General features: G+C 69.6%; 17 protein-coding genes. 7 read left to right on the forward strand and 10 right to left on the reverse strand.

Annotated features, from left to right (window positions below):
• Positions 1–59: 59 nt before the first annotated feature.
• Genes AC3WLZ_RS10110 through AC3WLZ_RS10120 form a run of 3 tightly spaced genes read left to right on the forward strand, consistent with a single transcriptional unit; the run spans position 60 to position 3,060 of the window.
• Entirely contained in the window at positions 60–1,379 is a 1,320-nt protein-coding gene (locus tag AC3WLZ_RS10110) for a magnesium transporter MgtE N-terminal domain-containing protein (RefSeq protein WP_412924825.1), read from the forward strand.
• Positions 1,379–1,912, forward strand: a complete 534-nt coding sequence (locus tag AC3WLZ_RS10115; protein WP_412924826.1) for a DUF1003 domain-containing protein — start codon at positions 1,379–1,381, stop codon at positions 1,910–1,912. Before AC3WLZ_RS10110 ends, AC3WLZ_RS10115 begins: the two co-directional genes overlap by 1 nt.
• Positions 1,909–3,060, forward strand: coding sequence for an Mrp/NBP35 family ATP-binding protein (locus tag AC3WLZ_RS10120; RefSeq protein ID WP_492469946.1), 1,152 nt, complete (start codon positions 1,909–1,911; stop codon positions 3,058–3,060). The genes AC3WLZ_RS10115 and AC3WLZ_RS10120 overlap by 4 nt, the downstream gene beginning before the upstream one ends.
• 3 nt (positions 3,061–3,063) lie before the next feature.
• Here the strand turns inward: AC3WLZ_RS10120 and AC3WLZ_RS10125 are convergent, their stop codons facing one another.
• Positions 3,064–3,435 carry a twin-arginine translocase TatA/TatE family subunit gene (locus tag AC3WLZ_RS10125; RefSeq protein ID WP_412924828.1) on the reverse strand — a complete coding sequence of 124 codons (372 nt, stop codon included), beginning with the start codon at positions 3,433–3,435 and terminating at the stop codon, positions 3,064–3,066.
• A gap of 71 nt (positions 3,436–3,506) precedes the next feature.
• On the opposite strand from AC3WLZ_RS10125, the gene AC3WLZ_RS10130 reads away from it, so the two are divergent.
• Positions 3,507–4,145: an O-methyltransferase gene (locus AC3WLZ_RS10130; protein WP_492469947.1), complete on the forward strand. Its 639-nt coding sequence runs from the start codon at positions 3,507–3,509 to the stop codon at positions 4,143–4,145.
• A gap of 76 nt (positions 4,146–4,221) precedes the next feature.
• Here AC3WLZ_RS10130 and AC3WLZ_RS10135 read toward each other — a convergent pair whose 3' ends face one another.
• The 3 genes from AC3WLZ_RS10135 to dapE form a co-directional block, all read right to left on the reverse strand.
• Positions 4,222–4,395 carry a DUF3117 domain-containing protein gene (locus AC3WLZ_RS10135; RefSeq protein WP_076490128.1) on the reverse strand — a complete coding sequence of 58 codons (174 nt, stop codon included), beginning with the start codon at positions 4,393–4,395 and terminating at the stop codon, positions 4,222–4,224.
• A 95-nt stretch (positions 4,396–4,490) separates the two neighbouring features.
• A complete protein-coding gene (locus tag AC3WLZ_RS10140) occupies positions 4,491–5,714 on the reverse strand; it encodes a hypothetical protein (protein ID WP_492469948.1) in 1,224 nt (407 codons plus the stop codon).
• Positions 5,711–6,787, reverse strand: a complete 1,077-nt coding sequence (dapE, locus tag AC3WLZ_RS10145; protein ID WP_492469949.1) for a succinyl-diaminopimelate desuccinylase — start codon at positions 6,785–6,787, stop codon at positions 5,711–5,713. Before dapE ends, AC3WLZ_RS10140 begins: the two co-directional genes overlap by 4 nt.
• A gap of 40 nt (positions 6,788–6,827) precedes the next feature.
• Between dapE and dapD the strand changes: the two genes are divergently transcribed.
• Complete coding sequence (gene dapD, locus AC3WLZ_RS10150) at positions 6,828–7,742, forward strand: 2,3,4,5-tetrahydropyridine-2,6-dicarboxylate N-succinyltransferase (protein ID WP_412924832.1); 915 nt, start codon at positions 6,828–6,830, stop codon at positions 7,740–7,742.
• A gap of 221 nt (positions 7,743–7,963) precedes the next feature.
• Here the strand turns inward: dapD and AC3WLZ_RS10155 are convergent, their stop codons facing one another.
• From AC3WLZ_RS10155 to AC3WLZ_RS10180, 6 genes are all read right to left on the reverse strand, one after another.
• Positions 7,964–9,262: a citrate synthase gene (locus AC3WLZ_RS10155; protein ID WP_412924833.1), complete on the reverse strand. Its 1,299-nt coding sequence runs from the start codon at positions 9,260–9,262 to the stop codon at positions 7,964–7,966.
• Positions 9,263–9,485: 223 nt separating this feature from the next.
• Positions 9,486–10,589, reverse strand: a complete 1,104-nt coding sequence (gene dapC / locus AC3WLZ_RS10160) for a succinyldiaminopimelate transaminase (RefSeq protein ID WP_492469950.1) — start codon at positions 10,587–10,589, stop codon at positions 9,486–9,488.
• A gap of 3 nt (positions 10,590–10,592) precedes the next feature.
• The gene (gene fdxA / locus AC3WLZ_RS10165; protein WP_022878250.1) at positions 10,593–10,913 is read right to left on the reverse strand and encodes a ferredoxin; all 321 of its coding nucleotides are present in this window, start codon (positions 10,911–10,913) and stop codon (positions 10,593–10,595) included.
• Between the two features lie 50 nt (positions 10,914–10,963).
• Positions 10,964–11,359: a histidinol dehydrogenase gene (locus AC3WLZ_RS10170; protein WP_492469951.1), complete on the reverse strand. Its 396-nt coding sequence runs from the start codon at positions 11,357–11,359 to the stop codon at positions 10,964–10,966.
• 21 nt (positions 11,360–11,380) lie between these two features.
• Positions 11,381–11,695 (reverse strand): AzlD domain-containing protein, encoded by a 315-nt coding sequence (locus AC3WLZ_RS10175; protein ID WP_412924836.1) that lies wholly within the window; start codon positions 11,693–11,695, stop codon positions 11,381–11,383.
• Entirely contained in the window at positions 11,692–12,411 is a 720-nt protein-coding gene (locus AC3WLZ_RS10180) for an AzlC family ABC transporter permease (RefSeq protein ID WP_492469952.1), read from the reverse strand. The genes AC3WLZ_RS10175 and AC3WLZ_RS10180 overlap by 4 nt, the downstream gene beginning before the upstream one ends.
• Positions 12,412–12,475: 64 nt before the next feature.
• Between AC3WLZ_RS10180 and AC3WLZ_RS10185 the strand changes: the two genes are divergently transcribed.
• Both AC3WLZ_RS10185 and AC3WLZ_RS10190 read left to right on the forward strand, forming a co-directional pair.
• Positions 12,476–13,027, forward strand: a complete 552-nt coding sequence (locus AC3WLZ_RS10185; RefSeq protein ID WP_492469953.1) for a helix-turn-helix domain-containing protein — start codon at positions 12,476–12,478, stop codon at positions 13,025–13,027.
• Positions 13,028–13,065: 38 nt separating this feature from the next.
• Entirely contained in the window at positions 13,066–13,419 is a 354-nt protein-coding gene (locus AC3WLZ_RS10190; protein WP_492469954.1) for a DUF2200 domain-containing protein, read from the forward strand.
• Positions 13,420–13,423 lie beyond the last annotated feature (4 nt).

A 13,423-nucleotide genomic window follows, 5' to 3' on the forward strand; every position in this document is an offset into this window, starting at 1 on the left:
TCACGCACCCCTATGCCCCCGATGGATGCTGCCGACAGATCGCGGACTACGCTGGGACGGTGAGCACGCAAAGGGTTTTCGTCGCCCGCTTGGCGGGCTGCACGGTGTTCGATCCCGCGGGAGACCGACTGGGGAAAGTGCGCGACGTCGTGGTGATCTACCGCGCCTCCGCCGCGCCGCGCGTCGTGGGCCTCGTGGTCGAGATCCCCGGTCGGCGACATGTGTTCGTCAGCATCGGTCGCGTGACCTCCATCCAGTCCGGCCAGGTCATCACGACCGGTCTGATCAATGTGCGTCGCTTCCACCAGCGCGGTGGTGAAGTCCGCGTGATGGCGGAGATGCTGGGCCGGCGTGTCCACCTCGTCGACGGCTCCGGCGACGCCGTGATCGAGGATGTCGCGATCGAGCGCAACCGCCTCGGCGAGTGGGACGTGGGCCAGCTCTTCCTCCGTCGCCCACGCACAAGCGCGTCGCCCTTCGCCAAGGGCGCGACGACCTTCGCCGCGTGGAAAGAGGTCCGCGAGCAGCAGAAGCCCGGGCAGGCGCAGTCGGCCGAACAGCTCGTGGCGACCTACTCCGACCTGAAGCCCGCTGACCTCGCCAACACGCTCCTCGACCTGCCCGAAGAGCGCCTCATCGAGGTCGCGGAAGAACTCAGCGACGACCGCCTCGCCGATGCTCTCGAAGAGATGCCCGAAGACGAGCAGGTCCATATCCTCGAGCAGCTCGGTGACGAGCGCGCCGCCGACATCCTGGATGCCATGGAGCCCGACGACGCGGCCGACCTCCTGGGTCAGCTGCCCGAGTCGCGCTCCGAGCAGCTCCTCGAGCTGATGGAGCCGGACGAGGCCGACGACGTCCGGGCCCTGCTGCAGTACGGCCCCGACACGGCCGGCGGCCTCATGACGCCCGAGCCGATCGTGTTGTCGGCGGATGCCACCGTCGCCGAAGCGCTCGCGCTCATCCGTCGGCACGAGCTGCACCCCGCCCTCGCGGCATCCGTGTTCATCACCCTCCCTCCGTACGAGACGCCGACGGGACGCCTGTTGGGCACGGTGCACTTCCAGCGCATGCTGCGGTACCCCCCGCACGAGCGGTTGGGCGCGATCATCGACGACACGCTCGAGCCCGTTCCCGCGGACGCCACCGCGGCGGAGGTGGCGCGACTGCTCGCGAGCTACAACCTCGTTTCGCTGCCCGTCGTCGATCAGGCCCACCGTCTGGTCGGCTGCGTCAGCGTCGACGACGTCCTGGACTACCTGCTGCCCGACGACTGGCGCACACACGACGGCGATGATCCGAGACCGAAGACGACGATCAGACCGCTCGCGACCGCGAGCATCCCCCAGATCCCGACCCAGACCCCGAGGAGGCGCTGATGGCACGTGCACAACGACAAGCCGCCCTCGACGCCCCGCGCGGTCGCACCGGGATGCTGGCGCCCCGCACACCTCAGCCCTCCCGCGACCGGTTCGGCCGGTTCACGGAGTGGGTGGCGCGCGCGATGGGGACGCCGACGTTCCTGCTCTCCCTGACGCTGTTCTGCGTGCTGTGGATGGGGTGGAACTCGCTCATGCCGGAGGAGCTTCGTTTCGACTCCGCGGCCATCGGGTTCACCGCCCTCACCCTCGTCCTGTCGTTGCAGGCGTCGTACGCCGCGCCCCTCATCCTGCTCGCGCAGAACCGCCAGGATGACCGCGACCGGGTTCAGATCGAGCAGGATCGCCAGCGCGCCGAACGGAACCTCGCGGACACCGAGTACCTGGCTCGCGAGATCGTGGCGCTGCGCATGGCGGTGCGCGATCTGACCGACGAGGTGATCACGAAGGAGAGCCTCCGGGCCGAGTTGAAGGCCGCGCTCGAACGCCTCGAAGATCACGACACCGCCGAACCGAAGACGGCCACCCCGTGAGCGCGGCGGTCGCCGACCGCGTGCGCACCGCCGTCGCCGCGGTCACCGATCCCGAGCTGCGGCGACCCCTCGGCGAACTCGACATGGTGCGCGACATCGCGGTCGTCGACGGCGTCGCCGAGGTCGGAATCGCGCTCACGATCGTTGGCTGCCCCGCCGCCGATCGAATCGAGAGGGACGTCCGCGCCGCGGCGGCATCCGTCGAAGGGGTGTCCCGCGTCGATGTCGCGGTGGGCGTCATGTCTCCCGACGAACGCCGCGCGCTCACCGAACGCCTCCGGGGAGGACGCGCCAAGCGCGAGATGCCGTTCGGTCCGGACTCCCTCACGCGCGTCATCGCGGTGACGAGCGGCAAGGGCGGCGTGGGCAAATCGACCCTGACGGCGAACCTCGCGGTCGCCCTGGCGGCTCGCGGACTCCGCGTCGGACTCGTGGATGCCGACGTCCACGGCTTCTCGATCCCCGGGCTGCTCGGCCTCGTCGACGCTGACGGCCTTCCGCCCGCCCCGACGCGGCTCGATGATCTGATCCTCCCGCCCGTGGCCTACGGGGTGAAGGTGATCTCCATCGGCATGTTCCTGCGGCGCCCGGGCGAGGAGGCCGCCGGGGCCGTCGCCTGGCGGGGGCCCATGCTCCACCGCACCGTCCAGCAGTTCCTCACCGACGTGTACTTCGGCGATCTGGACGTCCTGTTGCTCGACATGCCTCCGGGCACGGGAGACGTCGCCATCTCAGTCGGTCAGCTCCTCCCCCACGCCGATGTGCTGGTCGTCACGACACCACAGGCCGCGGCCGCGGACGTCGCCGTCCGCTCGGGACTCGTCGCACGCCAGACGGGTCAGACGCCTATCGGCGTCATCGAGAACATGGCGGCGATGGCGCTTCCGGACGGGACACTGCTCGACCTCTTCGGCTCAGGTGGCGGCGACGCCGTCGCCCGCGCGCTATCCACCGACGGTCATTCAGTGCCGCTCCTGGCATCCGTCCCGCTGAGCCCGGCCCTGCGCACCGGAGGTGACGACGGACGTCCCGTCGTCATCTCCCACCCGGACGACCCGGCCTCGATCGCCATCGACGCCGCGGCCGCCGCTCTCGCCGTGCGGCCGCGAGGACTCTCGGGGCGATCGCTGCCCCTCCGACTGAGCTGAGCCTCAGGTCGCCTCGTCGTCGAACGGCGGCTTCTCGCCCGAGACGAACGTCGGCTTGTCGGCGGAGGCCTCGGTCGCCAGGGCGGCGGCCCCCGCAGCACGCATCGTGGCGGTCGGCGTATCGTCGAGCAGAGCCTCGCGGATGATGCGTCTCGGATCGTATTGGCGAGGGTCGAGCTTGCGCCAGTCGACCTCGTCGAACTCGGGGCCCATCTCGTCGCGCATGCGGGTCTTCGCGCCCTGCATCGCCTCTCGAGCGCGCTTAGTCAGGCGGGCGAGGCCCTCGGCGTACCTGGGCAGCCGTTCGGGTCCGATGATGAGCGCGGCGATCACACCGATCAGCAGAAGCTTCTCGATCGTGAGGCCGAAGAACATGGATTCAGATTACCCGCCGCGCCTCGGCCGTCCGCACCACCCTCCCGTCTAGCCTGACGGAGGAGGTCCACGTGAGCGGTTACGAGGCGAACGAGCGGTTCGTGCAGGAGTCGACGGTCGAACCCGAGCACATCGCGCGCGCCCGCGCGCACGCGCTCGAGCTCGGGGCGGCGCCCATCAGCCCGGCCGTCGGAGCGCAGATCGCGGTCCTCGCGGCTGCCTCCCACGCGCTCAACGTCGTAGAGGTGGGCACGGGCGGCGGTGTGTCCGGCCTGTGGCTGCTGCACGGGTCGCCGCGCGCCACCCTCACGACCATCGACAGCGAGCCGGAGCACCTCGGAGCCGCGCGTGCCGCGTTCGCCGAGGCCCGGATTCCCGCGGCGCGCGCCCGCTTCATCACCGGCCGAGCGGCCGAGGTCCTGCCGCGCATGAACGAGGCGTCGTACGACATCGTCCTCATCGACGCCGACCCGGACGGAGTCATCGAATACGTCGAACACGGTCTCCGCCTGGTGCGCGCGGGCGGAACGGTGCTCGTTCCTCGCGTGCTCGCGGGCGGTGCGGTGGCTGACCCCGTCCGTCGAGACTCCGTGACGACCGCGTACCGCTCCCTGATCCAGGAAGTGCAGACGTCCCCGGCCGTCTTCGGCGCACTGTCCACCACGGGCGAGGGGCTGCTTCAGCTCACGACGGTCACCCCTCTCACCTGAGGCTCTCCTCGACATCACCCGAGCACGAACGACGAAGGCCGGCCCCTCAGGGGGACCGGCCTTCATCGATCATGCGTCAGGCTGCGCCGACGACACCACCGAGCACGTCATAGAGCTCCTTGGCCTCGGCGTCGTTGACCGACACCACCAGGCGTCCACCGCCCTCGAGCGGAACACGCACGATGATCAGCCGGCCCTCCTTCACGGCCTCCATCGGTCCGTCACCGGTACGCGGCTTCATGGCTGCCATCGCGGCCCCCTTTTCGTCGTTGGTCTATGGACTAGTTTAGTCGGTCCCCGGAGCAGCCGAGGATCGCGGCCCTCTCTGGCGTGCGTCCCGCGTCGTCACGGGATCTGCCAGAACGTGTTCCCGAGCCCGTACATGTTGTAGATCCACCACCACTGACCCAGGAGAGCGGCGGCGAGCACGCCAACGCGCCACCGTCGAGACGGCGGGATGGCTAGTGCTCCCCACAGCGGCGACAAAGGAACGAGGAGCCGGAAGATGCTTGACTGCGGAAAGAAGACCAGCAGCAGATAGACCAGGTAGCTCACGGACCACAGGCGCAGTTCGACGCCCAGGCGCTTCACCTGCGGGGCGAACAGCAGCACCGCCGTCACGCCGAGCACGAGCACGACGAGGGCGACGTACCCCACCACGGGACCGAGACCCCACTGGGTGAACCAGAACGCCGCGCCCTGGACCCACCCCTCGACCGGCACGAACTGATCGCTCGCGCCCGGTATCCAGTTCCGCCGCCACGCCAACTCGGTAGCGAGGTAGGCACGGGGGTCGCCTGTCACCGCTCCCGCGATGACCTGCCAGGCGAACCCCGCGACGACCGCCACCGCGGCAACCCCGACGAGGTGTGCCATCTCGCGCAGCGGGAACGCGTCGACACGGCGCCGCACGAAACGGTGCACTCCGTACAGCCCGAGGAACAGCGCGAACGCCAGGATGCCGGGACGTGTGAAGCCCATGATCGGCACCAGGACATACAGCCATCCCCACCGCCGGAGCTGCACGCACCGCAACGCCAGGAACAGCAGGAACAGGAACAACGACTCGGCGTAGCCGACTTGGAAGAGCGCGGCCAACGGACCGCACGTGAAGAACGCGACCGCCCACATCGCCGCCGAGTCGCCGATGCGGTCGCGCAGGAGCCCATGCAGGACGACGCTCGCTCCGAACCCCGCCACCAGCGAGATCACGACCCCGCCGGCACCCCACGAGCCGAGCACCGTCCCCAGCGCGTTCGAAAGATAGGGGTACACCGGCAGGAACGCCCACGCGTTCTCGGCCACATCGCCCTGGGGTGTGAGCGGCAGGGCCGCGGGGTAGCCCGAGACCGCAGCGAACCAGTACCACTGCGCATCCCACCCCAGCGCGAGTTGCCCCAGCGAGGGCGCGACACCGTAGCGCGAGGACGGGCCGGAAAGAGCGGAGGCGAGCAGGAAGAAGCCTGTCGTCACCAGCCGCGCCGCGATGTAGATGACCGCGATGCGGGCCATGACCGGCCAGCCCCGCCAGGACCGGGCTCGCTCGGTGGTCGCGGGCTCGGCGGTCACGACCCGGTCAGCCAGGACCGGAGGCCGCGCTCGACGGCGTCGATCTGAGCGAGCGGAACCCGCTCCTCGTCGTGATGAGCGAGATGCGGGTCGCCAGGACCGTAATTGACGGCCGGGATGCCCAGGGCGGAGAAGCGCGCGACGTCGGTCCACCCGTACTTGGGCTTGGGTGTCGCACCCACGGCTGCGACGAAGTCACGGGCGACCTCGGCATCCAGTCCGGGACGCGCTCCCTCGGCGACGTCGACGATCTCGACGTCGAATCCGGTGAAGACATCGCGCACGACGCGCTCGGCGGCGGCAGCGTCGCGACTCGGCGCGAAGCGGTAGTTGACTTCGATCTCGCACGCATCCGGGATCACGTTGCCGGCGACTCCGCCCGAGATGCGCACGGCGTTCAGCCCCTCGCGATACACGAGCCCGTCCACCTCGATCTCGCGCGCCCGGTACTCGGCCAGTCGAGCCAGGATCGGAGCAGCCTTGTGGATCGCGTTCTCGCCGATCCACGATCGGGCGCTGTGGGCGCGCACGCCGGTCGTCCGCACCAGTGCGCGAAGGGTTCCGTTGCATCCCCCCTCGACCTCGCCGTTGCTCGGCTCCCCGAGGATCGCGAAGTCGCCGGCGAAGAGATCGGGTCGGTTGCGCGCCAGACGGCCGAGACCGTTCAGAGACGAGTCGACCTCTTCGTGGTCGTACCACATCCAGGTGATGTCGACCGGGGGCGCGGCGAGTTCGACGGCGAGCTTCAGCTGGACGGCGACGCCGGCCTTCATATCTACCGTGCCTCGTCCCCAGAGGAACGGTTCGCCATCGATCTCCACGTCGCGCGTGGGGAGGTTGTCGTTGATCGGAACCGTGTCGATGTGGCCCGCGATCACCACGCGACGCGAGCGTTCGAGCGACGTGCGGGCGACGATCGTGTCACCGTCGCGGATGACTTCGAGGTGGGGGTGGCCGGACACCGCCGCCTCGATGGCATCCGCCAAGGGCGTCTCCTCATCGGACACGCTGGGGATGTCGCAGAGGGCTCGCGTGATCTCGACGGAAGAGGCTGTCAGGTCGAGCGAGGGCATGCGTCCGATCCTACCCAGGGCGCCCCGCTAGCCTGTCGGAGTGAGCAACGAACGACAGATCACCGGTACCGGCCTCTCGACGATCGCCTCGGACGGCACGGCGCTCGACGCATGGTTCCCCGCCCCCGCTGCGGGCGCTTCCGACACCGGCGCAGACCACGGCCTCGAGGCCCTCGCGGGAACGGACGAGCGCCGCGCGGTACGGATCGAGGTCGTTTCGCTCACGATCGACGCGGACGCCGCGCCCGCGTCGACCGCCGACGCGTACCTACGGCTGCACGCGCTCTCGCACCGACTCGTTCGCCCCAACGAGATCTCGCTCGACGGGATCTTCGCGCACCTGCCCAACGTGGCGTGGACGAACGCCGGGCCGGTCCACCCCGACGACGCGACCCGTCTGCGTCCCGCGCTGCTTCGCCACGGCATCCAGGTTCAGGGACTCGACAAGTTCCCGCGTCTGCTCGACTACGTCACCCCGCCGGGAGTGCGCATCGCCGACGCCTCGCGCGTGCGGCTCGGCGCCCACCTCTCCCCCGGCACTACCGTGATGCACGAAGGCTTCGTGAACTTCAACGCGGGCACGCTCGGCGCGTCCATGATCGAGGGACGCGTGTCGCAGGGCGTCGTCATCGGAGACGGCTCCGACATCGGCGGCGGCGCGTCGATCATGGGCACCCTGTCCGGCGGCGGCACGCACCGCGTCTCGATCGGGGCGCGCACCCTTCTCGGGGCCAACGCGGGCATCGGCATCTCGCTCGGCGACGACTGCGTCGTCGAGGCGGGCCTCTACGTGACCGCGGGGACGAAGGTGCGCGTCGGCGACCAGACGATCAAGGCCGCGGAACTCTCCGGCCGCGACGGCATCCTGTTCCGCCGCAATTCGCTCACCGGTGCGGTGGAGGCATCCGCTCGCGCGGGGGTCGGTGTGACCCTCAACGCGGCGCTGCACGCCTGAGGCCACGCCCGACGACGCGAGGCCGAGTGGGTGGCCTGGCGTGAGCGGCCCGCCGTTGCACGCCTGTCCCCTCGGGAAGCGCCTCCTGCACCGGGAAACGCGCGCAGCGAGCGTTCTCGTCGCGGGGCGCGTTTGTCGGGCGGAGGCGCGGTCGCAGCGCGACCCCGCGCAGACGAACGCCCCGCCCCTCGCGAGAGGGACGGGGCGTTCTGTGAACGCGGTCAGACAGCGCCCGGGTAGTCGCGCTGCGCGGCGCCCGTGTACAGCTGCTGCGGGCGGCCGATCTTCGTCTGCGGATCGGTGATCGCCTCGCGCCACTGCGCGAGCCAGCCGGGCAGTCGACCGATCGCGAAGAGCACGGTGAACATCCGGGTCGGGAAGCCCATCGCCTTGTAGATGACGCCGGTGTAGAAGTCGACGTTCGGATAGAGGCGACGCTCCTTGAAGTAGTCGTCCTCCAGGGCGATCTGCTCGAGCTCCTTCGCGAGGTCGAGCAGCGGGTCGCTGACGCCAAGGGCTTCGAGCACCTCGTCGGCCGCGCCCTTGACGAGCTTCGCGCGGGGATCGTAGTTCTTGTAGACGCGGTGCCCGAAGCCCATGAGCTTCACGCCGTCTTCCTTGTTCTTCACGCGCTCGACGAAACGCTCGACGCTCTCGCCCGAGTCGCGGATACGTCCGAGCATCTGCAGCACGGCCTCGTTGGCGCCGCCGTGCAGCGGGCCGGAGAGAGCCTGGATGCCGGCCGAAATCGACGCGAACTGGTTGGCGCCCGTGGATCCGACCAGACGCACCGTCGACGTGGAGGCGTTCTGCTCGTGGTCCGCGTGCAGCATGAGAAGCAGATCGAGAGCCTTCGTCATGACGGGGTTGACTTCGTAGATCTCGCTGAGAACACCGAAGTTCAGCTTGAGGAAGTTGTCGACGAAGCTCAGCGAGTTATCGGGGTACAGGAACGCCTGCCCGATGCTCTTCTTGTGCGCGTACGCCGCGATCACGGGGAGCTTGGCGAGCATGCGGATCGTGTTGAGCTCGACGTGCTCGGGGTTGTGCGGGTCGGACTCCGACTCGTAGTAGGTCGAGAGGGCCGCGGTCGCCGCCGACAGCACCGACATCGGGTGCGCGGTGGGCGGGAGGGAGGAGAAGAAGCGCTTGAGGTCTTCGTGGAGAAGCGTGTGCCGGCGGATGCGCTCGTCGAACGATGCCAGCTCGGACGCCGAGGGGAGCTCACCGTAGATCAGGAGCCAGGCGACCTCGAGGTAGGTGCTGTTCTTGGCCAGCTGCTCGATCGGATATCCGCGGTACCGCAGGATGCCCTGATCTCCGTCGATGAACGTGATGTTCGACTTGGTCGACGCGGTGTTGACGAAGCCGTAATCGAGCGTGGTGTGACCGGTCTGCTTCGTCAGCGACGCGATGTCGATGCTCGGAACGCCGTCGGTACCTCGCAGAACCGGGAATTCGGCGGTGGTGTCCCCCACCGAGAGGGTGGCCTTGTCCTGCTGCGTGCCCGCGTCGCTCACCGCGCCTCCTTGCGATTTCTGGTCGCCCATGTGGTGTGAACCGTGGGAGCGTGAGGCGCCCGCGGCCTTCTCGGCGGGACCCGCGTGAACGGTTCCCGACACGGCATCCGGCGGAGGGTGGCCCGCTCGAAGTGCTCCTACAGCCTATCGGGGCCGACGGCGTACAGATGACACCGCCAAAGGATGCCCCCTTCGGATGGAGGGATCCTCACATCGAGCGCACTCACGGAGTCAATCGCTCCGCCGCGGCCGCGATGCGCTCGTCGGTGGCGGTCAGCGAGAAACGCACGTGCTCGGGATAGTGGCTGCCGTAGAAGTGCCCCGGACCGACGAGGATGCCGAGATCCGCGAGCCGTCCCACGCTCTCCCACGCATCGCGCCCCTCGGTCGCCCACAGGTACAGGCCACCCTCACTGTGATCGATGCGGAACCCGGCGGCCTCGACCGCGGGCTTCAGCACGGCCCGACGCCGTGCGTAGCGTTCGCGCTGTGCGACGACGTGCGCGTCGTCCCCCAGCGCCACGGTCATGGCCCGCTGGACCGGCGCGGGCGGCATGAGTCCGAGGTGCTTTCGGCCGGTGAGAAGTCGCGCGACGAGATCAGGATCGCCGGCGAGGAACGCCGCGCGGTAGCCGGCAAGGTTCGACTGCTTGCTCAGGGAGTACACCGAGAGGACGCCGGTCGTATCGTCGCCGACGACCTCCGGGTCCAAGACACTGGGCACGCCCGCGGTGTCCCACGGGGAATCCCAGCCCAATTCGGCGTAGCACTCGTCGGAGGCGAGCACGGCGCCCAGCGCGCGAGCCCGGGTGACGGCATCCGCCAGCTCGTCCGTCGAGAGCACGCGTCCGTCGGGGTTACCGGGTGAGTTGATCCACACCAGTCGCGTGTTGTCCGGCCAGTCGGCCGGATCATCGGATGCCACGGGCTCGGCGCCCACGAGACGGGCGCCTACCTCGTACGTCGGGTACGCGGCACGCGGGTGCACGACGGCATCGCCGGGGCCGAGGTCGAGCAGGAGCGGCAGGAGAGCGACGAGTTCTTTCGAGCCCACGGTGGGAAGCACGTGCGCCGGGGTCAACCCGGGCACGCCGCGACGGCGGGCGTACCAGTCGACGATGGCCTCGCGCAGGGCGGGCGTGCCCATGGTCTGGGGATACGCGTGCGCGTCGGTCGCTGCGGCCAGGGCCTCGGCGACGACGGCGGGCGTCGGGTCGACGGGCGAGCCGATCGAGAGGTCGACGATACCGGCCGGATGACGACGCGCACGTTCCGCATACGGTGCGACGGCGTCCCAGGGGTAGTCGGCGAGGTCGGCGACGCCCACGGCTCAGTGGCTCTGTGGAGGAAGTGCGGAGATGACGGGGTGGTCCTTGGCGATCACGCCGACCTTTGCCGCACCGCCCGGCGAGCCGATGTCGTCGAAGAACTCGACGTTGGCCTTGTAGTAGTCGGACCACTCCTCGGGGAGGTCGTCCTCGTAGTAGATCGCCTCGACGGGGCACACGGGCTCGCAGGCACCGCAGTCGACGCATTCGTCGGGGTGGATGTAGAGCGAGCGCTCACCCTCGTAAATGCAGTCGACCGGGCATTCGTCGATGCACGCGCGATCTTTGACATCGACACACGGGAGGGCGATCACGTAAGTCACCCGCTCAGTCTACGCGTGACCACGACCGGGCCCGGCCGCACACCCGTCCTCTATGATCGGTCGGCGGGCTGCACGCGCAGCTTCGAGACGTCCGGCCAGAAGGCGACGAGCGCCAGCAGGATCGGCCCGACGAACGTCCAGGCGATGGCGATCCACTCGGTGTCGGGGGTCGCGGCGGCCACGATCGCGGAGCCGCCGGGACCGACCTGCGAGAACAGGTACGTGGCCGCGATGATCCCCAATCCGCCGGCGATCGCGTTGACGCGATCCTGCGTCAACGTGCGCAGCGCGATGAGGAGGGCGGCGCAGCCGATCGTCCCGAGGATGAGTCCGACGGGGACGAAGCCGATCCGGAACGCGTGTCCCACCGTCGCCGCCGTTCCGTAGAAGGCACCGACGGCGAACGCCACGACCCAGCCGATGACGCGAACGATGCCTGAACCCACCCGATCAGTCTACGTTCGGGCTCATATGGCCCAGCCGAGCGCGCGCAGAAGGGCGGCGGTCACGGCGGCCGCGGCGACGACCACGAGGAACGGCGCGCGCAGCCACAGCAGGACGGCCGCAACCGCGACGGCGGGGAGCCTCGCGTCGACGACGATCGCGGGACCGGTGGCCAGCGCCTGGACCACGACGAGCGCCGACAGCAGCGCGACGGTCAGCAGGTCGGCGATGCGCGCCGGGCGCGGAGCATCGAGCCATCCCTGCGGCAGCAGATACCCCACCGCCTTCAAGCCGAGACAGAGAATGGATGCCGCGAGCACGGCGGTCCACAGGGTCATGGCATCCCCTTCTCATCGTCCGCGACGGGGGCGGCGGCTCGCGGGTCGAACCATCCGAGCACGACGGCGACACCGGCCGCCGCGATGACGGGGATACCGGGCATGACCCAGGGCGTCAGCACCGCGGCGACGATCGCCGCCCCGACCGCGACCGCGATCGGCTGGCGTCCGCGAAGGCGCGGCCACAGCAGGGCGAGGAAGGCGGCGGCCGCCGCGGCATCCAGCCCCCACGCGCGAGGGTCGCCCAGGACGTCGCCCAGCAGTGCCCCCGCGAGTGTCGTGACGTTCCAGCCCACCCAGATCGCCACTCCCGTGACCCAGAATCCCGTTCGCCGGGCGACCGGCGTCGCTTGCGCGAGCGACACAGCCACCGACTCGTCGATCGTGAACGGCGTCGCCAGGGCGCGGCGCCAGGGCCCGCGGCCGATCACGGGCGACATCCTCATCGCGTATGCGGCGTTGCGCACACCGAGCAGCACCGCCGAGGCGATCGCGGCCGGCGCCGCGGCCATGCCACCGGCGGCCAGGACGCCGACGAAGGCGAACTGCGAGCCACCCGTGAACATGAGCAGGCTGAGAACGCACGTCTGCCAGACATCGAGACCGGATGCCACCGACAGCGCCCCGAACGAGATGCCGTAGGCGCTTGTCGCCAACGCCACGGCGAAGCCCTGGCGGGCGGCGTCGTGGCGGGGTGTTCGGTCGATCGAACGCATGATCAGAGTCTTGAACGTCGCACGGTGTTCGTCAAGTCGAACGTTCGGCGACCATAATGAACACATGAGCGATCTCGGCCACCGCATCGCGGCGACTCTCCGACGCGAACGCGAGCGCCGCGACCTGAGCGTCTCCGAGCTGGCGCGGCGGGCCGGTGTCGCGAAGGCGACGGTGTCGCAACTCGAGAACGGCGGCGGCAACCCCAGCGTCGAGACGCTGTGGGCGCTGGCCACCGCCCTCGAGGTCCCGTTCGCGGTCCTCGTCGACGAGGGCGTTCCCTCCCCCACCCTGATCCGTCGCGGCGAGGCGGCGACGGCGGTGCCCTCGTCGGCGTCCGACTACCTCGCCGTGCTGTTGTCCGCCAGTCCCCCACACGCCCGCCGCGACATCTACCTGCTCACCGCCGAGCCGGGGAGCCCCCGCCTGTCGGATCCGCATCCGCGAGGCACCGTCGAGCACGTGATCCTGGTGAGCGGGCGGGGCCGCGTCGGCCCTGCCGACGCTCCGTACGAGCTCGATCCCGGCGACTACCTCTCCTACCCCGGCGACGCACCGCACGTGTTCGAAGCCCTCACGCCGGGCATGAGCGCGGTCTGCGTCGTCGAATCGCGGTGACGTCGCGGTGAGACCGGAACGGGACTATCCTGCCCCGCATGAGCCGCATCTTCGACACGGCGTTCTCGGCGGTGTACCCGCTCTACCTCGCGAAGGTCGAGCGGAAGGGGCGCACGCGTGACGACCTCGACACCACGCTGCGCTGGCTCACCGGATTCGACGAGCACGAACTCGCGCAGCACGTCGAGGGCACCACGAGCTTCCGCGACTTCTTCTCCGCCGCTCGCCTCAATCCCCTGGCGGTGAACGTCACCGGTGTGATCTGCGGCGTCCGTGTCGAAGAGATCGAGGACCCGCTGATGTATCGCATCCGTGTGCTCGACAAACTCGTCGACGAGCTGGCGAAAGGACGACCCCTCACGAAAGTGCTTCGCGAGGGGTCGTCGGTGTGACGCG

This window comes from Microbacterium sp. FW305-3-2-15-F-LB2 (genome assembly GCF_058787255.1).